Raw genomic sequence first — 22,389 nt, 5'->3', positions numbered from 1 at the left:
CAAGTTGACCATGGATATTGTCGGCGTTCTTCTTGCTCTCGGCATTCTCGTATGGCTCGCCTATCGCGGCTGGAGCATCCTGCTCCTCGCACCTTTCTGCGCGATACTCGCCGCACTCCTGGCCGGTCAGCCGCTGCTGGCGAACTGGACACAAACCTTCATGCGGACCGCGGCGGATTTCGTCGCCCAGTTCTTCCCGATCTTCCTGCTTGGTGCGCTGTTTGGCAAACTCATGGAGGCGACCGGCTCGGTGAGCGCGATTGCCTCGGCAATGACGGAGCGACTTGGGACCAAGCGGGCGATCCTCGCCGTTGTCTTGGCCGGCGCCCTCGTCACCTATGGTGGCGTCAGTTTGTTTGTCGCCTTCTTCGTGCTTGCGCCCATGGGCCACGCGCTTTTCAAGGCCGCCGATATTCCCCAACGGTTGATGCCGGCGGCTATCGCACTCGGAACCTCGACGTTCACCATGTCGGCGATGCCGGGCACGCCGGCGATCCAGAACGCGATCCCGATGCCGTTCTTCGGGACGGGGCCCTTTGCCGCTCCGGGGCTCGGTATCATTGCCTCGGTGATCATGCTGGGCTTCGGAATGTGGTGGCTGACTAGGGCACAAGGCAGAGCGGTGCGCGCGGGTGAGCGGTACAGTTACAGCGGGGCGAACGCTTCGGATGTCATCTCCCGCGACGAGACGATACGCGAGCGGGGGTCTGCGGCGCACGAGTTCGATCCAAGCGAGATGGGGCGCGGTGGCCACGCCACCACTTCCCCATCCGCCGTAATCGCAGCGCTTCCCCTGGTGGCGGTCGTGATCGTCAATCTGCTAATGTCATTTGTCGTCTTGCCTCGCATGGATGCCAGCTTCCTGGCGGAGGCAAACTGGGGAGCGACCTCGCTTTCCGCCGTTGCGGGCGTCTGGTCGGTCATCGTGGCGCTGGCGGCGGGAATCGTCACCCTGCTGGTGACGAACGTGCGCAACCTTCCCGGCCTTCGAGGGATCATGGACGCCGGCGCTAATGCGGCGGTTCTGCCGATCCTCAGCGTTGCGAGCCTGGTCGGCTTCGGCGCGGTCGTCGCCGGTCTGCCGGCATTCGAGCAGGTGAAAAGCTGGGTACTCAATATTGAAGGCGGACCGCTCGTTTCGCTCGCGATCGCAACCAACATCCTCGCTGCACTGACAGGATCTGCCTCCGGCGGCCTGACGATCGCCCTGGACGCACTCGGACCGACCTACATGCAGATTGCATCACAAATCGGCCTCAACCCGGAACTGATGCACCGGGTCGCGGTGATCGGGGCAGGCACGCTCGACAGCCTGCCGCACAACGGCGCAGTCGTTACGCTTCTGGCCGTCTGCGGTGTCTCGCACAGGGATGGTTATCCCGATCTCGCCGTGGTGGCGATCGCCGGAGCGCTCGTTGCGCTCACAGCGGTCATCATCCTCGGAAGCATGTTCGGATCATTCTGATCTAGAAATCCCGGATCCGGCGGCAAGCGGCCTGCAGATCATTGAAAGCCTCGTAGCGCTTGTTGTGGATTTCAGCCAAGGCGCCGCCAACGGGCGTGTGAGTGCCGGCAGCGCCGGAGAGGCTGCTCATTGCAGAGCCGACATCGGAAAAGGCGCCGGCTGCGACCGCGCCAAGGATCGCCGAGCCGAGCAGGACAGGTTCGTCCGACGTCGGTGCCACGACGGGCTTGCCGCAGGCATCAGTGAGGATTTGCCGAACAAAATCGTGTTGCCCCGCCCCGCCGCTGATCACGACCTGCTCGATATGGGCGCCGGCCGTTGCCTGAGTTTCGATAATCTGCTTGAGGCCGTAGCCGATCCCGCAGACGCCGGCCACATAGAGCGCGACTAGGTTGTCGAAGTCGCGCTCCATGCCGAGGCCGGCAATGACCGCACGCGCATGCGGGTCCGCGAACGGAGCGCGGTTGCCGAGAAACTCCGGAACGACGTGGAGACCTGCCGCGAGCCGCACGGCGTCCGACAGGTCGTTGACCTTTTCGGCGGCCGCGTCCGCAAGCAGGACCGGCAGCGGGACACGTCGCTCCGCGGCGCGTGCCGCCGCCTCCGCCGCCGCCGGATGGAACGACATAAGCTGGTCGATGGCGGCGCCGGCCGCGCTTTGCCCGCCTTCGTTCAACCACATGCCGGGAACCATCGCCGAGTAGTAAGGGCCCCATACGCCCGGCACAAAGACAGGCTCCGGCGTCGAGGTCATGGTGCAGGACGATGTACCGAAGACATAGGCGAGGTTGCGCTGAGGTTGGCCACCAATGCCCACCGTTCCGATGCCGCCTGCATGCGCATCGATCATGCCAGCCGCAACCGCCGTCCCTGCTTTCAGGCCCATGGCTGCGGCAGCAGCCTCTGTCAGTCCGTTCCCCAAGGTCGTGCCTGGCTCGACGATCTCCGTTCCGATCCGCGCGAAGCCCTCGTCAGCCAACGCCCCGAGACCGATCTTGCGGAAATAGGACGAATCCCAGCGCTGCTCATGCGCCAGATAGGTCCACTTGCAGGTCACCGTGCAGGTGGAGCGAGCGAGCGCGCCGGTCGAGCACCAGGTGAGATAGTCGGCAAGGTCGAAGAACTGCCAGGCCGCATCGAAGATCTGCGGCCGGTTCTCCTTCAGCCACAGCAGCTTCGGCGTTTCCATTTCCGGGGAGATGCGCCCGCCGACATATCGCAGGACATCGTGGCCAAGCTCGTTGATGCGTTCGGCCTGAGCAACGGCGCGGTGATCCATCCAGACGATGATGTCGCGGTTCGGGTCTTCCGACGGCCCGACGGGCAGCGGCTTGCCACCCTCGCCGAGAACGACGAGCGAACAGGTCGCATCGAAGCCCAGACCGATGACGGACGCCGGATCGACACCGGCAACCGACACGGCTTCGCGAACAATCGAGCACACCGCATCCCATATCTCGGTGCTCGATTGCTCGACCATGGCACCGGCTTCGCGAAACAGCGATATATCCCGCTTGGCGACCGCAAGCATGCGACCGTCAAGGTCGAACAGGCCCGCGCGGGCGCTTCCGGTGCCGACATCGACGCCGATGACGTGGCGCGCGCCCTTCGGCGCTGCCGTGTTCGGTGTGGTGCTCATGGTCTTTGGCTCTTCTTATGTCTTTGAATCAGGAATCGGCTTGCAGCCGATTGGCCGGTCTTACAGATCGACGCTGTTCGGTAGTATGACGAGATCGCGGATGGTGACATTGCGCGGCCGCGACAGCATGAACAGGACGGCTTCAGCCACTTCCTTCGGCTGCATCAGGCTGCCGTTGGCCAGGGCCTCTTCCATCTTCGCCTTCGGCCAGTCGTCGAGCAGTGCCGTGACCACGGGCCCCGGCAGAACTGCGCCCACGCGCACGCCATGCTGCGCGACCTGGCGGCGGGTTGAATGAACGAACGCCTGTACCGCAAACTTCGATGCCGTGTAGATCGGCTCCCAGACGACGGGCACGACGCCGGCGATCGAGCTGGTGAACAGGATATCGCCCGACTTCTGCGCGATCATGTGCGGCAGGACGGCGTGGACCGACCGGAACGCCGCATTGATGTTGAGGTTGAGCATCCGATCCCAGGCATTCGGATCGCCTTCAGCCACGGCACCGCCGATATAGGCGCCGGCATTGGCATGGAAGATATCCAGCCGGCCTGCCAGTTCGAGAATGCGCGGCAGGATGCCGGAGACTTCCTCTGGAGCGAGCAGATCAACGACGAGCGGCTTGGCACGGTCACCGAGTTCGCGGCAAAGCGCATCAAGCTTGTCCTTCGCCCGATCGATGAGGACGACGGTTGCACCTTCGGCAAGCAGCGTGCGGGCGCATTCAAGCCCGATACCGGAAGCGGCACCGGTGATGGCGGCAACCTTGCCCTTCATGAGTTCAGCCATAGCGTAATTCTCCTGGAATATGATGTTAGGCGCGACCGTGGCTGACACGGGACCGGCGAGCAAGCGAGTCGACGATAACGGCGATCGCGAGAACCGCACCGGTGATCATGTAGCGCAGCGACGAGCTGAGATTGAGAAGCGTCAGGCCGTTCGAAATCGCCTGGATGACGATGATGCCCAGCAGCGCGGAGTAAGCGCTGCCGCGACCGCCAAACAGGCTGGTTCCGCCGATAACCGCCGCCGCGATGGCGTTGAGGTTGACGTCGCCGGTGCCTGCCTGCTGGCTGGAAGACGCCAGGCGGGCTGCCGACAGGATGCCGCCGAGGGTTGCCAGCGTCGAGCAGAGCATGAAGGCGCTGAGATAAATGCGGCGGACATTGATACCGGAGCGGCGGGCAGCCTCACGATTACCGCCGACGGCAAACAGCGACCGGCCCCACTTCGTCTTGGTCAGCGCGTAGTTCAGAATGACGACCAACGCGACGAGCAGGCCGAACATCCACGGAACGCCGCGACCGAGGTTGAGATAGTAGGCCGCGAACTCCAGGGCGACGGTCAACACCAGCGCCTTGACCACGAGGGCACCAAGCGGCTGAGACGACAGATTGACAGCCTGACGGCGGCGGCGCGTGATGACGCCGACCACGACCATCACAAGACCCGGCAACAGCGCCAGCAGATGCGAAGCCCAGTGCGGCATGACCATGATCTGGCCGAAACGAACGAGCGGCGAGGCATAAGGCAGGTTGATGCTGCCGGTCGGGCCGAGAATGTAGAGCTGCAAACCGAGAAGGGCGAGCAGACCGGCAAGCGTCGCAACGAAGCTCGGCATGCCAAGGCGATTATACATGACCGCGTAGAGCGCGCCGACGGCGGCGCCGCTTGCCAGCGCAGCAAAGATCGCGGCTGCGATCGGCCAGCCGGTATTGACCCAGAGAACGCCGATGATGGCCGATGCCAGACCACTCATCGAGCCAACGGAAAGATCGATCTCGCCGAGCAGCAGCACACAGACAATACCGAGCGAAATGATGCCGACGGTGGCGCAATCGAACAGGAGGTTCACCAGGTTGTTCGGCGCCAGGAAGATCGGGTTCAGGATGCTGAAGACGGTCGAGATGACGATCAGGCCGACGGCGACAGGCAGCATTCCCAGATCGCCGGAACGGACACGATCGATGAACGCATGCAGCATGTCGGCGATGCCGTCATTGTGCTTTACACGCACGTCGCTGCGATCCAGGGCCTGGCCCTGGGGTGTTTCGGAGATTTTCTGGGTCATGCGGCACCCCCGCTCAAATCGTTGTGCTGGCCAGCCTTGCGATCAAGGCGGCGGGATACGGAATTCTCGGTCGCACCGGTAATCGACGCAACGAGTTCCTGGTTGGAGGCGTCAGGGCTGAAGATCCCATTGTTGCGGCCAAGGCGCAGAACCACGATCCGGTCGGCGACAGCGCGTACGTCTTCCATGTTGTGACTGATGATGATGACCCCGAGCCCGCGTTCGCGGACACGTTCGATCAGGTTGAGGACTTCGGCGGTCTGGGCGACACCAAGGGCGGCCGTCGGCTCATCCAGCATGATAATCTTCGGGTTGAGCAACAGGGAGCGCGCGATGGCGACCGTCTGGCGCTGACCGCCGGAGAGCGATGCGATGGGCTGACGAACGGAGGGAATACGTGCGGCAAGCTCCTTGAGGAGGGTCCACGCACGCACTTCCATGGCCACTTCGTCGAGGCTCCATGGAGACAGCTCGTGACCCAGGAAAAGATTGGCAACGACATCGAGGTTTTCGCAAAGCGCCAGATCCTGGAAGACCGTCGCGATGCCAAGCTCGAGCGCCCGGCTCGGACTGTCGAGAGAGACCTGTTGGCCACAGAACTCGATCGTGCCCGACGAGGGCTGATGCACGCCCGCAAGGACCTTGACGAGGGTGGACTTGCCCGCGCCGTTGTCGCCAACCAGGGCGACAACCTCGCCGGCATGCACCTCGAGGTCGATGTCGGTCAGCGCCGACACGGCCCCGAAATTTTTGGAAATGCGGCTGAGCCGCAGAATGGCACTGCCCTTTTCCGGCATAGCACTGATTTCTCGCACCATGGCTGAACGCCCTTTGCAAATAGAGATGTGCCCGGCCGGAAACGACCGACCGGACACCTTGGGAGGTATTACTGGGTGATGCCGAGCTTCTTGCAACCGTCGGCGTATTCGCCGGTGCAAACTTCCTCAGGCGTCTGGATCTTCTTGTCGAAGATTTCAGCCTTGATGTTCTCGGCTGTTACGACGGCCGGGATGAAGAGCTCGGATGGGGTGTTGTAGAGCGTCGTCTTCGGCGCCGGGGTCGCCCCCTTGGCCAGCTGGACGGCGACGTTGGCAGCTGCTGCCGCCACGATCTCGGAAGGCTTGGAGATCGTGTTGTACTGGTCACCGGAGATGATCAGCTGCAGGGCCGCGATCGTCGCGTCGTTGCCCGTTACCGGCGGAACCGGCTTGACGCCGGCAGCCTTCAAGGCCGCGATGGCGCCGCCACCAGTGCCGTCATTGGCTGCAACGATACCCTTGATCTGATCGCCGAAGCGCGTGATCTGGCCGGCTGCCCATTCCTGAGCCTTCGGCGGCGCCCATTCCGGCGTGTCGAATTCCGCCAGCGTCTTGTAGCCGGAATCCTTCAGGCCGCGATGGATACCGTCGCGGATCAGGCCAGCGGCTGCGTCTGTCGGAGAACCATTGATCTGCAGCACGCCCGAACCCTCGGCAACGCCGCCTGCCTTCAGGTGGTCGACCAGCGACTTCGCGATCGCGTAGCCGATGCCTTCGTTGTCGAAGGATACGTAATAGTCGGCTGCCTTGTCCGGGATCGGACGGTCATAGGCGATAACCTTGACGTCCTGCGAATGTGCGATTTCAATGAGGCCGGCTGCGGCCGCGGAATCGACCGGATCAAGCACGATCACCTTCGCACCCTGGGCAATCACCGAGTTGAACTGCTGCTGCTGCAGGGCAGCATCGGCATTGGCGTTCTGGTAGATAACGGTGCAGCTGGCGCAGAGCTTTTCCATCTCGGCCTTGAAGCCAGGAAAGTCGTGCTTTTCATAGCGCGTCGATGCCTGGTCGGGCATCAGGAATGCAACGGTCGCCGCTTCCTGAGCATAGGCCCCGCCGGCAAACATGGCAACGGCTGCAGACGTTGCCAGCAACATAGTACGATACTTCATTCTCTCCTCCTTATTGAGCACATGCTCTATCGAGAGACGCCCTCCGGTTCGTTCCAAGCTCCCTGCCCCGTTCTTCTCGAACCAGACACGCATTCATCGCCCGATATCGATTCGCATCGTACCGCCAATGACGTTGGATCCACCCGGACACCGCCCGGTTGACTCTCCCAAGTCAACCAACTTCATCGATTGCGCAACGTTGCTCAATCGATGAAGCAACAATTGCCACCTTAGCCCAATGATGTCAAGCTACGTTCGACATGGAGGCACGCATTCGTGAATCAACCCAAGCAGACAAAAAAGACGACGATCTATGATCTGGCTGAACTTGCCGGCACATCGGCAAGCGCGGTCAGCGCGGTTTTGAATGGCAATTGGAAGAAGCGCCGGATCAGCAGCCAGCTGGCGGAGAAGATCACCCGGCTGGCGGAAGAACAGGGCTACGCGCTCAATATGCAGGCGAGCCTCCTGCGGCGCGAGAAGTCCAAGATCATCGGCATGATCGTGCCCAAGTACGACAACCGCTACTTCGGTTCGATCGTGGAAGCCTTCGAAAACATGGCGCGAGAGCGCGGATTGTTCCCGATCATCACCTGTACGCGCCGTGATCCCGAGCTCGAGATAGAGGCCGCACGGACCATGCTCTCTTACCAGGTCGAATGGCTGGTTTCGACCGGCGCCACCGACCCCGACCGTATCACCGACCTCTGCGCGGCATCAGGCGTCCGCAGCCTCAATCTCGACCTTCCCGGATCGCGCGCTCCATCTGTCATCTCGGATAATTTTGCCGGCGCCCGGGAACTGACCCGGCGCGTACTTGCCAATTGCGAGCGCAAGCTCGGCCGCGTCGAGCCACTGCTCTTCGTCGGCGGACGCGGCAGCGACCACAACACCTCAGAGCGCGTCCGCGGTTTCCGCGCCGCGCACGCCGATATGGGGCTGGCCGTTGATGACAACCATATCCTCACATGCGGCTACGCGCCTGAGAAAGCCGAGATCGCGCTACAGGCGCTTGCGCAACAGGAAGGAAACCTGACCCGAGGCATGTTCATCAACTCGACGATTTCCTTCGAAGGGGTCATGCGCTGGATCAAGCGATCCCACCACTACGATGGCCGCCCGCCGGTCATGGGTTGCTTCGACTGGGACCCGTTCGCCGCCATGCTCGGCGATGACATCGAAATGGTACGCCAGGACGTGCCGGGAATGCTCAACGCGGTTTTCGGCATCATCGACCACGGGTCGAGCAAAGTCGAACGCATCGAAATCCCGCCCTTGTTTCTCAGCCAGAACTGATGGGAGGCAGGTACGCCCGGCACAATGCCGGGCGCGCCGTCAGGCGTTTTGCGCTCTTCTGCGCCAAACATTAGCCAGCGCGGCGATGATCACCGTCCCCAGAATGAAGACGAAGGCGGCCGCCGCTATGGCTGGACTGATGTTTTCGCGGATCGTCGAAAACATCTGGCGTGCAAGCGTGCGCTGGTTGGGTCCTGCCACAAAGAGCGTCAGGACGACCTCGTCGAGCGAGGTTGCGAACGCAAAGACAGCGCCCGAGATGATCCCGGGGAGCGCCAACGGCAACGTGACCGTTCTGAGCACCACATGCGGCGCGGCCCCCATGCTTGCCGCAGCATGTTCAAGGCGCCGGTCGATGCCCTGCAAGGAAGCCGTTACGTTCACGACGACAAACGGAACAGCCAAGACAGTGTGCGCGATGATGACGCCGATATAGGTGTTCGCCAGCCCGTATCGCGCAAACATCAGCTGCATGCCGACCCCGAGCACGACCGCCGGCACGACCATGGGAAGAAGAAACACGGTGCGGATGAAACCGAACACCAGTGAAATACGCTTCCCGCGAAGGCCCAGCGAGCCGATCGTGCCGAGGACGGTCGCCAGGGCGGTTGTTCCTGCCCCGATCACCAGACTGTTGAAAATCGACCGGCGCCAGGCGTCTGCAGTGAACAGCTCCTCGAACCACCGCGTCGAGTAGCTTGGAATTGGGTAATTCAGGAAGACGCTGTTCGTAAACGCCAACGGCAGGATGGCGACTAGCGGTGCCAGCAGAAAGAAGACGACCAGGATCGCAAATGCGGCTTTCGAGATTGCCAGCGGCTTCATGCCCGCGCCTCCTCTGAAGACAGTCGGAGATAGACGACGTAGAGGATGATCGTTGCGAGCAGCAGCACCAGACCGAGAGCACCGGCCATACCCCAGTTGGCCGCACCGGTAGCATAATAGGCGATGACCGAGCTGATCATCTGGTCCTTCGCACCGCCGATGAGCGCCGGGGTGATGTAGTAGCCGAGAGCACTCATGAAGACCAGCAGCGAGCCGGAGACAACGCCTCGCATCGACAGCGGCAGCAGAACCCGCAGGAATGCGCGTATCGGGTTTGCCCCCAGGGATGCAGCGGCGGGCATCAAATTCTTCGGGATGCCGATCAGCACGCTGAAAATCGGAAGAACCATGAACGGCAGCAGCACGTGGGTCATGGCGATCACGACGCCGACACGATTGAAAATGAGCGGGATCGGGCCACTGGTGAGGCCGATCGCCTGCAGCGACGCGTTGATCAATCCGTTATCCTGCAGGAGGATGAACCAAGCCGCCGTGCGGACAAGCAACGACGTCCACAGCGGCAAAAGAACGGCACCAAGCAAAAGCTGACGCTGCCATCCGCTGACCGACGCGGCGACCATGGCGAAAGGCAGCCCGAGTAGAATGCAGGCAACGGTGACCATTGCCGATGTAATCAGTGTTCGAATGAGCGTTTCCCGGTTGGCCGATGCGCCCTCGGGCATGCTGGCGATAGCGCCGCTTGCATCGCGGGTCAGATCGACAGCCGCGAGCAGGTTCCTGTCGGTGATCGGCGAGCCGGCCGCATCCTGAACCGCGATCCAGAACGCAGGATCATTCCACCGGGAATCGACGGACACGAGGTCTGCGAGGGTCTCGTCGGATTTTACCGCAGTGCGTGTCTTGCTCATCAGCGTTCGAAAGCCGGACTTCGCGCTGTTCAGGCGGCGTACCAGGTCCCCGAAAAGCTCGTCATCCGTGATGCCGCGAATATCAGCGGCAAAGGCTCGTTGAGCATCGGCGGACGGAACACTCGCGCGGTCCCAGTCCTTGAGCGCGGACGTCACGGTTGGCAATGCGCGCGATGCAACCGGGTCGGAAACCGCCGACTTCATCATGGTGAAGAGTGGCGCGATGAAAAAGAACACCAGGAAGAGTGCCAATGGCGCGACCAGCAGCAATGATGTCGCGTGTTTCGCTAGCCGGCCCTCTCTCATGCGACGATCCAGCATTGCTCTGGCGAGAAGGACGCAACGACCTGGTCGCCCAGCTCCGGCGGGGCGGCCTTTCGGTCGGCTTTCACGATGAAATCCTTGCCCTCGGACCGTACGCGAAGCTGCAGGTGATCGCCGTGATAAACAATGTCGGAAACCGAAGCCTTGAGGCGATTGGCGGCCGGTGTCGCGGAATTGACCTCGATGCGTTCGGGCCTGATCGACAGCTTGACCTGCTTGCCTGGCTCAACCGGTGCGGACGCCCGAACATCGATCGTCGCTCCCCCATCGAGGCGCACGCTCAGCAAACCATCGGTCGCCTTGTGCACCACGCCGGTAATCAGATTTGTCTCGCCGATAAATTCGGCGACGAACTGCGTTCGGGGACTGTCGTAAATCTGGGCCGGTGTGCCTATCTGCTCGATTTTTCCGTGATTGAAGATGGCGATGCGGTCCGACATCGTCAGCGCTTCCGTCTGATCATGGGTCACGAAGACGATGGTAAGCCCCAGGCGACGGTGAAGATCGCGAATATCGAGCTGCATCTGCTCGCGAAGTTTCTTGTCGAGCGCCCCAAGCGGTTCGTCCATCAGAACGACTTCGGGCTCGAAGACCAGCGCACGAGCGAGCGCGACGCGCTGCTGCTGCCCGCCGGACAGCTGGATCGGACGTCGGTCCTGGAAGACGCCAAGCTGCACCATGTCGAGAGCCTTGCCGACACGTTCGGCGATCTCAGCGCGGGAAACGCCTCTCATCTTCAGGGGAAAGGCCACGTTCTCAGCGACCGTCATGTGTGGGAAGAGAGCGTAGTTCTGAAAGACGACGCCCATGTTCCGCTTGTATGGCGGCAAACCGTCAACGCGCTTGCCGGCGACAGAAATTGCGCCGCTTGAAGGCTTCTCAAAGCCCGCCAACATCATAAGCAACGTCGTCTTGCCGGAACCCGACGGGCCGAGCATGCTGACGAACTCACCCTTTGCGATGGAAAGATCCAGATCGTCGACAACCGTCACGATGCCGAAAGACTTGCTTACTTTGTCGAAATTAATAAAGGCGTTGCTCATCAAGGCCCACTCTCATTCCTGTTCGCGCTGCGCTTTGCGTTGCAGCTCGATGTAATGGGGCCTCACAAGGAGGCCCCAATTCGAAAGTTACTGACCGAGCCAGGCATTGAAGCGCTGGGTCAGTTCCTCGGAGTTGTCGGTCCAGAAGTCAACGTCCAGAGCAATTGCACCCTTCAGGTTTTCTTCGCTGGTCGGCAGTTCCTTGCGGTACTGCTCAGGAACAAGCTTGGATGCGCCGAGGTTGGGCAGACCGTAGGCAATGAACTCAGGAAGCTTCGCCTGGTTTTCAGCCTTGCTGGCGAATGCGATGAAATCCATCGCTGCATCCTTGTTCGGCGCATCCTTCAGGACCACCCAGGAGTCGATTGCATAGACGCTGCCCGGGAAAACGAAGCCGAAATGCTTGCCCTCGGAACGGTTGATGCCGCTGATACGGCCGTTATAGGCAGCCGTCATGACCACCTGGCCGGAGGACAGCAGCTGGAGGGGCTGCGCGCCGGCATCCCACCAGACGATATTGCTCTTCAGTTCATCGAGCTTCTTGAACGCGCGATCAACGCCGCCTTCCGCACTCAGAACCTTGTAGACTTCGTCAGCCGGAACACCATCGGCCATCAGAGCGAATTCGAGGGCATACTTGGGGCCCTTGCGGAGGCCGCGCTTGCCCGGAAACTTCTTCGTGTCCCAGAAGTCGGCCCAGGTCTGCGGCGCTTCCTTCAGCTTGTCGGCATCATAGGAAAGGCCGGTCGACCAGACGATGTTGCCCACGCCGCAATCGCTCACGGCTGCAGGAAGAAAGGTCTCCTTGCCGCCCATCTTCTGCCAGTCAATCTTCTCGTAGATGCCGTCGGCGCATCCGAGAGCCAGCTCCTCGGATTCGACTTCAACCACATCCCAGTTCGGCGTTCCGGCCTTCACCTTTGCCTGGAGAACGCCGTAGCCGCCCTCCCAGCTCTCATCCAGAACGGGCTTGCCGGATTCCTTCGAGAAGGTTTCAAAGAAGATCTTTCGCTGCGCGTCCTGGAAATTTCCGCCCCACGATACCACTGTAAGGTCACGCGCCTGAGCGCCGAGCATGCCGCTCATCAAGACGGAAGATGCAATAAGAGATACTTTCAAGAGTTTCATCGACGTTCCCCATTTTGGATTTGGATATCGAGTAGGAAACCACGTTTTGACTGTTTTGGAAGGCAGGCGAAGAGCACTGGTGACTATTCTCACCGTCGGTTAACTGCTCCAGTCGCGTGTCAATAAGTCGGCGGCGTGATGGCACTGAGGATCTCGCTTTTGCCGTCATGCACGTTACGGAAGCGATGCGGCAAGCGGCTGTCGAAATAGTATCCGTCGCCTGGTCGAAGCACTTTTTGCTGCCCCCCGACCGTGACCTCAACCGCACCTGAAAGTACCATCCCCGCCTCTTGCGCCGCATGCGCGAACGCTTCCCCCGAATCCGCTCCCACCGCATAAGTCTCATGCAGCATCAGGAGTTGCCGGTTCGGATGATCCAACCCGATGACCCGATATGAAATCGTGTCCACTTTCCCTATCTCAACGAGATCTTGCGATGTGTAGAACGGGGTATAGGGCAGACTGGACTGAAGATCAGAGAAGAAGCCGGGCAAAGTGGTCCCAAGCGCCTCCAGCACAGCGCTCAGCGTGTCGACCGACGGGCTCATCCGATCGCGCTCGATCAACGAGATCGTTGAATGGGAGATCCCAGAGCGGGCCGCCAACTCCCTTACGCCCAAGTCGCGTCGACGACGCAGCTCACGCAGTTTGGCACCAATCTTCGGCATGCACGTCCCTTTCTGTCTCGATCAGGCGCGCAGCATGACACTCCAGATCCCGGCCGCCTATCGCTGATTGCGGCAACGGACCCACGCTGGTGATAATACTAGACAGCTGTCCAGTGGGCAATTGTCGGACCGCCGAGAGTGGATGATGCTCCTTGCCAGCACGCACATAGGAGACCCTTCATGACATCGCGGCTCGACGCCCTCAAAGGCAAGTTCATTCAGATCAAGGAACCGAAGCGTGATGCCGTTTCGGACACCGCTTCCATCGAGAAGACGGTCAAGGACATCATCGCCAACGTTCGCGAACGTGGCGACGCGGCCGTTCGCGAGTACTCCGTAGCATTCGACAAGGCCGACGTCGCAGCGTTCGAAGTCACGGAAGAAGAAAAGCTGAAGGCCATCGCGGACCTCGCGCCGCAGACCCGTGCAGACACCGAGTTCGCGATCGCCAACGTACGGAAATTTGCTGAAGCTCAGCTCAAGACCATCCTTCCGCTGGAAGTTGAGACGCTTCCCGGCCTTCACCTTGGCCATCGTGTCATCCCGATCGAGATCGTCGGCTGCTACGTTCCGGGCGGCCGGTATCCGTTGCTGTCGGCTCCTGTCATGACGATCGTTCCGGCAAAGGTCGCTGGCTGTGACCAGGTAATCGCCTGCCTTCCGCCGAACGCTCATCCGGCGATGATCGCGGGCTGCCACCTCGCCGGGGCAGACCGTATCTTCCGCGTTGGTGGCGCACAGGCCATCGCCGCCATGGCTTTTGGCACAGAGACGATCCCGGCAGTCGACAAGATCGTCGGACCAGGCAACGCCTTCGTCAACGAAGCCAAGCGACAGGTCTTCGGCCAGGTTGGCATCGACCAGCTCGCGGGCCCGAGTGAAATCTTCATCGTCGCCGATGAAACCGGAAAGGCTGCAACGATCGCGACCGACCTTCTGGCACAGGCAGAACATGACGTGCGCACGCGCGTTGGTCTGGTGACCACCGATCGCAAGCTCGCCGAGGCCGTACTGGTCGAAGTCGAAAAGCAACTCGAGGATCTCCCGACGGCGCCCGTCGCAGGGGTCGCCTGGAAGGACTACGGTGAAATCACCGTCGTCGAAGACGAAGCGTCGATGATCGCCTATTCCGACTATATCGCCACCGAGCACCTGCAGGTCCACACACGCGACCCCCAGGCGACGGCCAAGAAGCTTCGCAACTACGGTTCGCTCTTCATCGGCGAACTGGCCAGCGTGGTTTACTCCGACAAGTGCTGCGGTACGAACCACACCCTGCCGACGATGGCGGCCGGCCGCTATACCGGTGGCCTCTGGGTCGGCTCCTACGTGAAGATCGCGACACACCAGTGGCTTGACGAGCGTGGCGTCGCAGCGGTGGCACCGGCGGCAGTTCGCCAGAGCGCGACCGAGAAGCTCGAAGGCCATCGCCGCGCAGCTGCACTTCGCCTGACCGCCGAGCAACTCGCCGCCGCCACACGCTGATCTAAAGTTGCCTCTCCTTTCTGGAGCGGCGCGGCCATCCGGTCCTAAGACCGGATGGCCTTTTACGTTTCTGGTCTGCCTCACCGAACAGGCAGGCGCAACCCAGCTGTGCCGGGTCAGAACGCCTGATAGGCCTGCACGATCGCGGCAATTTGTGTGGCATCCATCGAGTCCACCTGCGCGGACGTAATCACCTCGAGCTGGGCGGTCGACAGGCTGGCAATGTCTTTGGTCGTCAGTCCCGAAATTGCTGTCGTCGCGATCGAGGCGATGTCCTCGAGGGAAAATGTGGCGACGGCGTCAGCGCTCAACGCGGCGATCTGGGACGAACTCATGCTGGCAACTTGAGAAGGGGTCAGGGCTTCGACCTGTGCCGTGCTCATGGCCGCAAATTGCGCGGTCGTCAGGCCGGCGATCTGTGACGAGGTCATCGCCTTGATTTGGTCCGTCGTGAGGCTTGCAATCTGAGAGTTTGTCAGTCCCGCGATCGTTTTCGCCTTGAGTGCCGCCACCTGACCCGTGGTAAGCGCTGCTATGTCACTGGTGGCCAACGCCGCGACCTGTAGGGCGTTCAAAGAGCCGATCTGGCTGGTGGTCAGCGACGCGATCTGATCTCCGGACAACGCCTTGACCTGCAGATAGCTCAGCGCGGAGACCTGGCTACTCGTCAATGCCGCAACCTGACTTGTGCTCAACGAATGGATTGCACTCGTGGAAAGCCCGGAAATACTTGAAGAACTGATGGCTGCGATGTCGCCGGTCGAAAAGGTTGCGAGATCGGCGGTCGTGAAGGCGGCGATCTGCGTCGAACTCAACGCACCGACTTGAGATGCGGTCAAAGCTTCGGCTTGCGCCGTGGACAACACCGCAATCTGCGAGGTCGACAGACCGGCGATCGACTTTGTGCTGATCGCCGCAATCTGGCTTTCGGAGAGGGTCGCGACCTGTGCGCTCGATAGCGCCGACACCGCCGTCGAACTCAGAGCTGCAATCTGCGACGTCGTCGCAGCCGCCATCTGTTCCGTCGTAAAGGCTCCCAGCTGGGCCGCAGTCAGACTTGCGACCTGAGCGGTCGTCAACGCGCCGATCTGAGCCGTGCTCAGCGCGCCGACAGTGGCAACCGCCAACCCGGAGACGGCGGCCGAGGCAATGGCGCTAAGCTTGTCCGGCGACATTTGCTCGACAATCGATGTCGACAACGCGCTGACCTGGCTCGCGTTCAATGCTCCCAACTGCGCCGTGGTGAACGCATTGATCTGTGACGTGGACAACGCAGAGACCTGCAGCGAGCCAAGACCAGAGATGGCCTTCGAGCTCAGTGCGCCGATCTGGGCGTCGGAGAGGGAAAGAAGGGCGGGTATCTGCATCCCCGACAGCGCCGTCGCGCTCAGGGCCGCGACTTGGTCTGTCGTCAGGGCCGCCATCTGCTGCGCCGTCAGCGTTCCAGCCTGGACCAAACCGAGAGCGGCGATCTGGGAGGTGCTGAAGGCAGCGATCTGATCGACGCTGAGGACCGCGATGTCATCGGTCGTAAGCCCCGCGATGGCGGCGGCAGTGATCGCCGCGATCTTGTCCTGGGAGAAATTCGCGAGCTCGCCTGTGGTCAGCGCCGAGATCTGCGTCGCGCTGAAACTCGCGATCTGGGTGGCGCTCAGGGCCGTGACCTGATCCGTGGACAGGCTGGCGATCTGGCCCGCGGTAAGGCCTGAAATGCCCTTCGAGCTCAGGGCCGCAATCTGGAGCGTAGAAAGCGAGCCGATCGTTTCGCTAGCCAAAGACTGGATCTGGCTGGCATTCAATGCCGCAACCTGTTCCAGGCTCAAGCTCTGCAATTGGCTTGAAACAAGCGCCGCAATCTGGCTCGAGGTCAGGGCCGCGATCTGATTGGTCTTGAGTGCCGCCAGCTGGTCACCGCCAAAGGCGGCCACGACATCTGGCGCCAGTCCCGCCAGCGCGGTCGTACTGATTGAGGCAAGCTCGCTGGGCAGAAATGTTGCCAGATCCTCGAGACTGAACGCCGCAATCTGGGTGCTGCTGAAAGCGGCAATCTGGGAGGCCGTAAGCGCTTCGGCCTGATCGACGGACAAGGCTGCAATCTGCGAGGTCGCGAGCCCGGCGATTGCCTTCGTCGTCAGGGCAGCAACCTGATCGGGCGTCAAACCCGACATGGTTTCAGCGCTGACAGCATTGAGCTGGGTGGCGCTCAAGGCGGCGACCTGCGATGTCGTCAGCGTGCCAACCTGGCCGGACGAGAGCGCGGCGATCTGACTGGTTTTCAGGGCCGCGATCTGAGCGGCCTTGAGGGCTGCCACCTGCTCCGCACTGAGCGCCGCTAGACCGCTTGAGGTAAGACCGGAAATCGCCGCGGTGCTGATCGCGGCGATCTCTTCCGGCAGAAACGTTGCGAGGTCGTCGGGCGTCAGCGCCGTAACCTGGCTGACGCTCAGGGCCGCGACGAGCTGCGTCGTCAAGGCTTCCGCCTGGGCAACAGACAGGCCGGCAATCTGCGACGCGGTCAGCCCCGTGACGGCTTTTGTGCTCAGCGCCGAAATCTGCGAAGCAGAGAGGCCAGCAAGACTATCCGAGGTCAGCGCGTTTACCTGGGTCGCCGTCAGCGCGGCGACCTGCGAGGTCGTCAGTGCACCGATCTGATCGGAGGAAAGTGCCGCGATCTGGCTGGTCTTCAACGCTGCGATCTGGTTGGTCTTCAACGCCGCAAGCTGATCGGCATCAAGAGCAGCCAGAACAGTCGGAGCAAGTCCGCTGAGCGCGGTCGTGCTGATGGCGGCAACTTCGCTCGGAAGGAATGTCGACAGGCCTTGAGTACCGAAGGCAGCGATCTGCGTGGCACCGAGAACCGCGACCTGCGCCGTCGTAAAGGCTTCGGCCTGTTCGGCGGAGAGCGCTCCAATCTGCGAGACAGTCAGCCCCGAGATGGCCTTTGTGCTCAACGCCGCGATCTGCTCCGAGGCAAAGCCCGACAGGGTATCGCTGGACAGCGCCTTGACCTGAGTGGAGCTGAGCGCGGCAATCTGTGACGTCGTCAGCCCGGTAACCTGTTCAGAAGACAGGGCGGCGATCTGGCTGGTCTTCAGGGCAGCAATCTGATTGGTCTTCAGCGCTGCAAGCTGATCGGCATCGAGTGCTGCAACGACACTTGGCGCAAGCCCACTGAGCGCAGTCGTGCTGATCGCAGCGATTTCGCTCGGAAGGAATGTGGCCAGGTTGGCCGACCCGAACGCGGAAACCTGCGCAGCGCTAAGCACCGCGATCTGAGTGACCGTGAAGGCTTCCGCCTGGTCGAGAGACAGGGCTCCGATCTGCGACGTCGTCAACCCGAACATCGACTTGCTGCTGAGCGCCGCGATCTGCGTGGAGGTAAGACCCGAGACGCTGTCGGTTGTGAGCGCCTTGACCTGTATGGCGCTGAGTGTCGCTACCTGCGAGGTCGTCAGCGCGCTCACCTGGGCGGACGACAGCGCTGCAATCTGGCTCGTCTTCAACGCAGCGACCTGATTGGTCTTCAGCGCCGCCACCTGCTCGGCGCTCAACGCGGCCAGAGCGCTCGTCGATAGGCCGGAAATCGCGGCTGTGCTGATCGCCGCGATCTCTTCCGGCAAGAATGTCGCGAGGTCTGCACCTGTCAGCGACGCGATCTGACCGGAACTCAGTCCAGCGATCTGGCTCGCCGTCAAAGCCTCGACCTGGGTTGCCGTCAGGGAGCCGAGCTGGCTTGCGCTGAACGCCTTGACCTGGCTTGCGGAGAGGCTCTCGATGCTTGCCGCCGACAGTATGGCGAGCTGGCTTGCCGTGAGACCGACAATCGATGTCGCCGATATCGCACCGAGCTGCACGCTGGAAAAGGCGCCGAGATCTTCGGTTTCGAGGGCCGAAATCTGCGTCGACGAGAGCGCTTTGATCTGCGCTGTCGAAAGTGCGGCGACGTCCTCGGTCGTCCACGCCGCGATCTGCGCGCTCGAAAGCGATCGGATCGCCGTGACAGTCAAGGAGGATACGATCGAAGTCATGAAGGGCGCCTATTTCATAGAGTAAGGATTGGTCATTCGGAAATGCGACTGGATCGCGTTGCGCGGGCAGGCACTCACCCCACAGTCGCAGCGCCAGCCGGTTGGTGCCGGCGCGCGTGCCCCCGTTCTCAATCCTTTGAGACAGCGACAGCAAAAACTGCGCGACCATCGATCATGGTTTCGGGACACCGTTGCGGATCATCCGCACAGTGGGAGTGACTGATACCGCGCTCGGAGCGCTACGCTGGACAATTGAATTATGGGGACGGGAACTCAAACCTGCCGTCGACACGATGCAACGTCATGTTGCATGCGTCCGATGATTCGATCAACCGACTACCGGACAATCGAACTATGGAATGGAGCATCCCCAGCGCAAGCCTCCACGCGCATCTGTTACAAAGCAGAAACACAATCAGGGCGCGCTGAAATCTTAACGAAACACTAAGATTTATAACCGACTTTCCAGTCATTGCGTTGAACCTTGATGTCGCCGAGCCGTTTGGCCGAAACCCATCGCGAGGGCGCGGAAATCCTCTCAGAAGCGGCGCTATCCCTTCGTAGCGAAGGCGTGAAAAAATACCGGGCGTTTTGACATCCCGAGCAGGCCCTTTCTGCTAGGCAACGGCTTCTTGCCACAGCGGTCCAACCGAAGATGCCTGACGACATTGATCCACTCAGCGAATACATGCGCATGGTCCGCGCCATCAATCTCAAAAAGATTCAACTGGCTTCGATCGAGCGGAAGGCGCGCATGACGGAATGTCCACGTCGCAAAGAATCATACGAATTGAGCAAGCGACTTTTCGAGGAAGAGATCGTTCTTCTCAAAGACGAAGGAGAAACCTATCTAGCCATGGTGCGAGATAGGTTCCATCGCTAGTGCCCGTCTCCCTGGAGCCGTACGCGCAAAGACGCCAGGGCTCGCTCCGCTTCGTCTATCTCGTCTAGCAATAAGGTCTCGTAGCGGTGGTCCATCCGCCCGCCCGCCAGCGCCGCGTCGACCACCTCCAACACATCGGTCACCTCGACCACCGCGCGCGTAGCACGGCGCTGTATGCTGTCGGCGTAAGCCTCCGGAGAACTGTCTTCATATAACTGGGGACGGTCTGCAGCGACGAAGGCGGAATCCTGCAGCAGGTAGGCGACAAGCCGCGCGTCCGGAACAACTTGCAACAGCGCCCGTATCTCGTCAGCCGAAAAGCATGTCCGGTTGATCAGCCGCGAATGCAAGGTCGAATAACTTATGCCGAGGCCGGCCGCGACGACCGCAACGTCCGGCGATTTCTCCACCACAAGGATCGTGTAGACGATGTTTGCGAACTCGCTTCCTCTTGAAGCCATCAGGCTTATCTCCGTGCTCGACGGTACGCTTTCCTGTCCAGACACAGACACGAGCCGAGTGACTGGGTGAGCGAAGTAGACGGCTCTGTACGCAGAAGCATCTCTGGGCGGACCTTTAAGAACATTTCCTCGGCGAGAAAATAACCGACCGCGATGGTAGTATGGTGCTAAGTGTTTTGGCGGCCTACCCGTCCTATGAGCAGTTTCGCGTCGGTCGTCTCTCAGGGGCAATTGCAACGACCATTGAATGCACCATTTCGAGTCCCCGCTTTCTACCTAAGGTAACGCCTTCTCGCTCTCAAACTATGACGCGTTCCGCTTCAACTTGAAAGATACTAGCAAGCCGATAGTCAGCTGAAAACACGCAGACGATTGGCAGGCTTGAATGGTCGAAAGCGAGTGGAGAGCAGCACCACGATCAATGGCAGCCTCATTCATGCATCAAGGTGTTTATGGGTGCCGCAGGTATCGCGCTTGGCGATCGAAGCGTTTTGTCCGGCCGGCATCAGGCCTCATAAAAAGAGGCTCGCCAAGTGGCGAGCCCTAGAGGTGGTTGCCACCAACAGATGCGGCGAGGCCTCCTAGCATCCCACTCATGCCACTGCTCGGGCCAACTTTGGGTAGGCACTTTCGTAGTACCGGCCGTCGGTAGATTTCGGTCTTGAAGATGATTGCGGAAGCTGGAGGCTCAATACGACCTGCTACTGGTTCGCCTGCGCGAGTTCGGCATCCAGGCGCTTGCGAGCTAGGTTCGGCACCTTGGCAGCCTTGACCGCGTCGAGGTTGGCGGGCGCGTCGCCCACCTGGATCAGCGCGACCATGCCCATTGCCGCATGCGGCGTGCATTTGACGACGTAGGCGCCGGGCAGGTCGAACTTGGCCTGATACTGTTCGCTCGGCTTGGATTTGAATTCGGGTGCGCCGTCGGGAATCAGACCCTTGAAGGTTTCGACATTGTGGCTCTTGTCGGTCGGGACGAAGGTGATCGTGTCGCCGGGGGCGATCTTGACGAAGCCCGGCTCGAATACCATCGCGCCATCGGCGCCCTTGTTGAGCATCTGAATCTGGTGGTCTGCAGCCATCGATGGTGCTGCCGAAGCAACCAGCGCTGCCGTGACAGCGAGCAGACCGAATTTCAAACGCATGTGTATATCTCCTGTTTCCTGAGGTCGAACTGACCCCGGCGCTCCTTCTAGGACGCGACGAATCGGCGTTCTTTGATGTCTGTCAAACTTACGAGAAATGCCCCCGCCCCGTGTACTGCGGCACGATCGACATGTTGACTGGCTCAATCCGATCGGTGGCGTACACCCGACTCGGGCGCGCGGTCGAGCCATTCCTGTCAAAGCAGCTAGGTCCTTGATGTAGATCAAGGAGCAGGATCGCTGTCCGTGACAGTCCTCATCCCAAGTACGACAGAACCGGCCGCGCCGCGGTGGTCTACGCACTGGGGACGACAATATGAATTATTCAACCGAAACAATCGTGGTCGCTGCGGCCGCGTTCCTGGCTTTGCTGGGGGCGGGCTACGCGCATGACCATCTTTTCGCGGTCCATATGGCCATACTGTGCTTCTGCCTCGTGGCCGGCACGGTGCTGCTGCTCAGGAGAGTGGATTTCTCGCCGGCGGCGCGTCACGCCAAGGTCGATACATCAGGGTATTTCGACGAGGTGATCCGGTATGGCCTCATCGCCACGGTCTTCTGGGGTGTCGTCGGCTTCCTTGTCGGAGTGGTCGTCGCCGCCCAGCTGGCATGTCCCGACCTGAACATCGCGCCCTGGTTCAATTTCGGCCGCTTGCGCCCGGTCCACACCTCGGCCGTCATCTTCGCATTCGGCGGCAACGCGCTGATCATGACGTCCTTCTACGTGGTCCAGCGCACATGCCGTGCCCGCCTCTTCGGCGGCAGTCTGGCCTGGTTCGTGTTCTGGGGCTACCAGCTGTTCATCGTCATGGCGGCCACCGGCTATCTCCTCGGCATCTCGCAGGGCCGCGAATATGCGGAACCGGAATGGTACGTTGATCTCTGGCTCACGGTCGTCTGGGTCGCCTATCTCGCGGTGTATCTGGGCACGATCCTGAAGCGCAAGGAACCGCACATCTATGTCGCGAACTGGTTCTATCTCGCCTTCATCGTGACGATCGCCATGCTGCATGTTGTGAACAACCTGGCAGTCCCGGTCTCCTTCCTGGGTTCGAAGAGCTATTCGGTCTTCTCGGGTGTCCAGGATGCGCTGACGCAATGGTGGTACGGCCATAACGCCGTCGGT

At 61.1% G+C, this 22,389-nt stretch carries 18 protein-coding genes; 5 read left to right on the top strand and 13 right to left on the bottom strand.

All coding sequences use genetic code 11. From position 1 onward, the window contains the following. Positions 1-10 precede the first annotated feature (10 nt). Complete coding sequence (locus tag QTL94_RS27235) at positions 11-1,465, top strand: GntP family permease (RefSeq protein WP_289803889.1); 1,455 nt, start codon at positions 11-13, stop codon at positions 1,463-1,465. Position 1,466: 1 nt separating this feature from the next. Here QTL94_RS27235 and QTL94_RS27230 read toward each other — a convergent pair whose 3' ends face one another. The 5 genes from QTL94_RS27230 to QTL94_RS27210 form a co-directional block, all read right to left on the bottom strand. After that, positions 1,467-3,104 carry an FGGY-family carbohydrate kinase gene (locus tag QTL94_RS27230; RefSeq protein ID WP_289803724.1) on the bottom strand — a complete coding sequence of 546 codons (1,638 nt, stop codon included), beginning with the start codon at positions 3,102-3,104 and terminating at the stop codon, positions 1,467-1,469. Between the two features lie 60 nt (positions 3,105-3,164). Next, on the bottom strand, positions 3,165-3,893 hold the full coding sequence (locus QTL94_RS27225; protein ID WP_065693210.1) for an SDR family oxidoreductase: 729 nt from the start codon (positions 3,891-3,893) through the stop codon (positions 3,165-3,167). A gap of 25 nt (positions 3,894-3,918) precedes the next feature. Next, the gene (locus QTL94_RS27220) at positions 3,919-5,175 is read right to left on the bottom strand and encodes a sugar ABC transporter permease (RefSeq protein ID WP_065693211.1); all 1,257 of its coding nucleotides are present in this window, start codon (positions 5,173-5,175) and stop codon (positions 3,919-3,921) included. Further along, complete coding sequence (locus QTL94_RS27215) at positions 5,172-5,993, bottom strand: ATP-binding cassette domain-containing protein (RefSeq protein ID WP_289803723.1); 822 nt, start codon at positions 5,991-5,993, stop codon at positions 5,172-5,174. Before QTL94_RS27215 ends, QTL94_RS27220 begins: the two co-directional genes overlap by 4 nt. Before the next feature lie 68 nt (positions 5,994-6,061). Beyond that, positions 6,062-7,108: an ABC transporter substrate-binding protein gene (locus QTL94_RS27210; protein WP_289803722.1), complete on the bottom strand. Its 1,047-nt coding sequence runs from the start codon at positions 7,106-7,108 to the stop codon at positions 6,062-6,064. Between the two features lie 276 nt (positions 7,109-7,384). Here QTL94_RS27210 and QTL94_RS27205 point away from each other — a divergent pair, with 276 nt between their 5' ends. Continuing rightward, complete coding sequence (locus QTL94_RS27205) at positions 7,385-8,404, top strand: LacI family DNA-binding transcriptional regulator (protein WP_289803721.1); 1,020 nt, start codon at positions 7,385-7,387, stop codon at positions 8,402-8,404. Positions 8,405-8,443: 39 nt separating this feature from the next. Here the strand turns inward: QTL94_RS27205 and QTL94_RS27200 are convergent, their stop codons facing one another. The 5 genes from QTL94_RS27200 to QTL94_RS27180 all read right to left on the bottom strand — a co-directional run bounded on the left by QTL94_RS27200 (position 8,444) and on the right by QTL94_RS27180 (position 13,261). Beyond that, positions 8,444-9,229, bottom strand: a complete 786-nt coding sequence (locus QTL94_RS27200) for an ABC transporter permease (RefSeq protein WP_289803720.1) — start codon at positions 9,227-9,229, stop codon at positions 8,444-8,446. Beyond that, entirely contained in the window at positions 9,226-10,404 is a 1,179-nt protein-coding gene (locus tag QTL94_RS27195; protein WP_289803719.1) for an ABC transporter permease, read from the bottom strand. Before QTL94_RS27195 ends, QTL94_RS27200 begins: the two co-directional genes overlap by 4 nt. Beyond that, positions 10,401-11,465: an ABC transporter ATP-binding protein gene (locus tag QTL94_RS27190; protein WP_289803718.1), complete on the bottom strand. Its 1,065-nt coding sequence runs from the start codon at positions 11,463-11,465 to the stop codon at positions 10,401-10,403. The genes QTL94_RS27195 and QTL94_RS27190 overlap by 4 nt, the downstream gene beginning before the upstream one ends. Before the next feature lie 87 nt (positions 11,466-11,552). Beyond that, the gene (locus QTL94_RS27185) at positions 11,553-12,593 is read right to left on the bottom strand and encodes an ABC transporter substrate-binding protein (RefSeq protein ID WP_289803717.1); all 1,041 of its coding nucleotides are present in this window, start codon (positions 12,591-12,593) and stop codon (positions 11,553-11,555) included. Positions 12,594-12,712: 119 nt separating this feature from the next. After that, entirely contained in the window at positions 12,713-13,261 is a 549-nt protein-coding gene (locus QTL94_RS27180) for a cupin domain-containing protein (protein ID WP_065693217.1), read from the bottom strand. Between the two features lie 180 nt (positions 13,262-13,441). Here QTL94_RS27180 and hisD point away from each other — a divergent pair, with 180 nt between their 5' ends. After that, on the top strand, positions 13,442-14,746 hold the full coding sequence (gene hisD, locus QTL94_RS27175; protein ID WP_289803716.1) for a histidinol dehydrogenase: 1,305 nt from the start codon (positions 13,442-13,444) through the stop codon (positions 14,744-14,746). 116 nt (positions 14,747-14,862) lie between these two features. Here the strand turns inward: hisD and QTL94_RS27170 are convergent, their stop codons facing one another. After that, positions 14,863-18,774, bottom strand: a complete 3,912-nt coding sequence (locus tag QTL94_RS27170) for a beta strand repeat-containing protein (RefSeq protein WP_289803715.1) — start codon at positions 18,772-18,774, stop codon at positions 14,863-14,865. Between the two features lie 655 nt (positions 18,775-19,429). On the opposite strand from QTL94_RS27170, the gene QTL94_RS27165 reads away from it, so the two are divergent. Next, on the top strand, positions 19,430-19,657 hold the full coding sequence (locus QTL94_RS27165; RefSeq protein WP_289803714.1) for a hypothetical protein: 228 nt from the start codon (positions 19,430-19,432) through the stop codon (positions 19,655-19,657). Here QTL94_RS27165 and QTL94_RS27160 read toward each other — a convergent pair. Together QTL94_RS27160 and QTL94_RS27155 are read right to left on the bottom strand one after the other, a co-directional pair. After that, complete coding sequence (locus QTL94_RS27160; protein ID WP_289803713.1) at positions 19,654-20,118, bottom strand: phage regulatory CII family protein; 465 nt, start codon at positions 20,116-20,118, stop codon at positions 19,654-19,656. The two genes, QTL94_RS27165 and QTL94_RS27160, sit on opposite strands and share 4 nt — an antisense overlap. A gap of 701 nt (positions 20,119-20,819) precedes the next feature. Then, positions 20,820-21,263 (bottom strand): pseudoazurin, encoded by a 444-nt coding sequence (locus QTL94_RS27155; RefSeq protein WP_289803712.1) that lies wholly within the window; start codon positions 21,261-21,263, stop codon positions 20,820-20,822. Positions 21,264-21,579: 316 nt separating this feature from the next. On the opposite strand from QTL94_RS27155, the gene QTL94_RS27150 reads away from it, so the two are divergent. Beyond that, positions 21,580-22,389, top strand: an 810-nt coding sequence (locus QTL94_RS27150) for a cbb3-type cytochrome c oxidase subunit I (protein WP_289803711.1), incomplete at its 3' end; no start/stop codon positions are given.

This window comes from Rhizobium sp. S96 (assembly GCF_030382195.1).
Classification (GTDB): Bacteria; Pseudomonadota; Alphaproteobacteria; order Rhizobiales; family Rhizobiaceae; genus Rhizobium.
This window is presented reverse-complemented; position numbering and strand designations above follow the sequence as displayed.

What these genes read in the sequence shown, in the direction of transcription:
- QTL94_RS27195 (WP_289803719.1), bottom strand. Translation starts at nt 10,404, where the DNA reads ATGAGAGAGGGCCGGCTAGCGAAACACGCGACATCATTGCTGCTGGTC.
- QTL94_RS27200 (WP_289803720.1), bottom strand. Translation starts at nt 9,229, where the DNA reads ATGAAGCCGCTGGCAATCTCGAAAGCCGCATTTGCGATCCTGGTCGTC.
- QTL94_RS27210 (WP_289803722.1), bottom strand. Translation starts at nt 7,108, where the DNA reads ATGAAGTATCGTACTATGTTGCTGGCAACGTCTGCAGCCGTTGCCATG.
- QTL94_RS27160 (WP_289803713.1), bottom strand. Translation starts at nt 20,118, where the DNA reads ATGGCTTCAAGAGGAAGCGAGTTCGCAAACATCGTCTACACGATCCTT.
- QTL94_RS27180 (WP_065693217.1), bottom strand. Translation starts at nt 13,261, where the DNA reads ATGCCGAAGATTGGTGCCAAACTGCGTGAGCTGCGTCGTCGACGCGAC.
- QTL94_RS27185 (WP_289803717.1), bottom strand. Translation starts at nt 12,593, where the DNA reads ATGAAACTCTTGAAAGTATCTCTTATTGCATCTTCCGTCTTGATGAGC.
- QTL94_RS27230 (WP_289803724.1), bottom strand. Translation starts at nt 3,104, where the DNA reads ATGAGCACCACACCGAACACGGCAGCGCCGAAGGGCGCGCGCCACGTC.
- QTL94_RS27235 (WP_289803889.1), top strand. Translation starts at nt 11, where the DNA reads ATGGATATTGTCGGCGTTCTTCTTGCTCTCGGCATTCTCGTATGGCTC.
- QTL94_RS27155 (WP_289803712.1), bottom strand. Translation starts at nt 21,263, where the DNA reads ATGCGTTTGAAATTCGGTCTGCTCGCTGTCACGGCAGCGCTGGTTGCT.
- QTL94_RS27225 (WP_065693210.1), bottom strand. Translation starts at nt 3,893, where the DNA reads ATGGCTGAACTCATGAAGGGCAAGGTTGCCGCCATCACCGGTGCCGCT.
- QTL94_RS27190 (WP_289803718.1), bottom strand. Translation starts at nt 11,465, where the DNA reads ATGAGCAACGCCTTTATTAATTTCGACAAAGTAAGCAAGTCTTTCGGC.
- QTL94_RS27170 (WP_289803715.1), bottom strand. Translation starts at nt 18,774, where the DNA reads ATGACTTCGATCGTATCCTCCTTGACTGTCACGGCGATCCGATCGCTT.
- QTL94_RS27220 (WP_065693211.1), bottom strand. Translation starts at nt 5,175, where the DNA reads ATGACCCAGAAAATCTCCGAAACACCCCAGGGCCAGGCCCTGGATCGC.
- hisD (WP_289803716.1), top strand. Translation starts at nt 13,442, where the DNA reads ATGACATCGCGGCTCGACGCCCTCAAAGGCAAGTTCATTCAGATCAAG.
- QTL94_RS27165 (WP_289803714.1), top strand. Translation starts at nt 19,430, where the DNA reads ATGCCTGACGACATTGATCCACTCAGCGAATACATGCGCATGGTCCGC.
- QTL94_RS27215 (WP_289803723.1), bottom strand. Translation starts at nt 5,993, where the DNA reads ATGGTGCGAGAAATCAGTGCTATGCCGGAAAAGGGCAGTGCCATTCTG.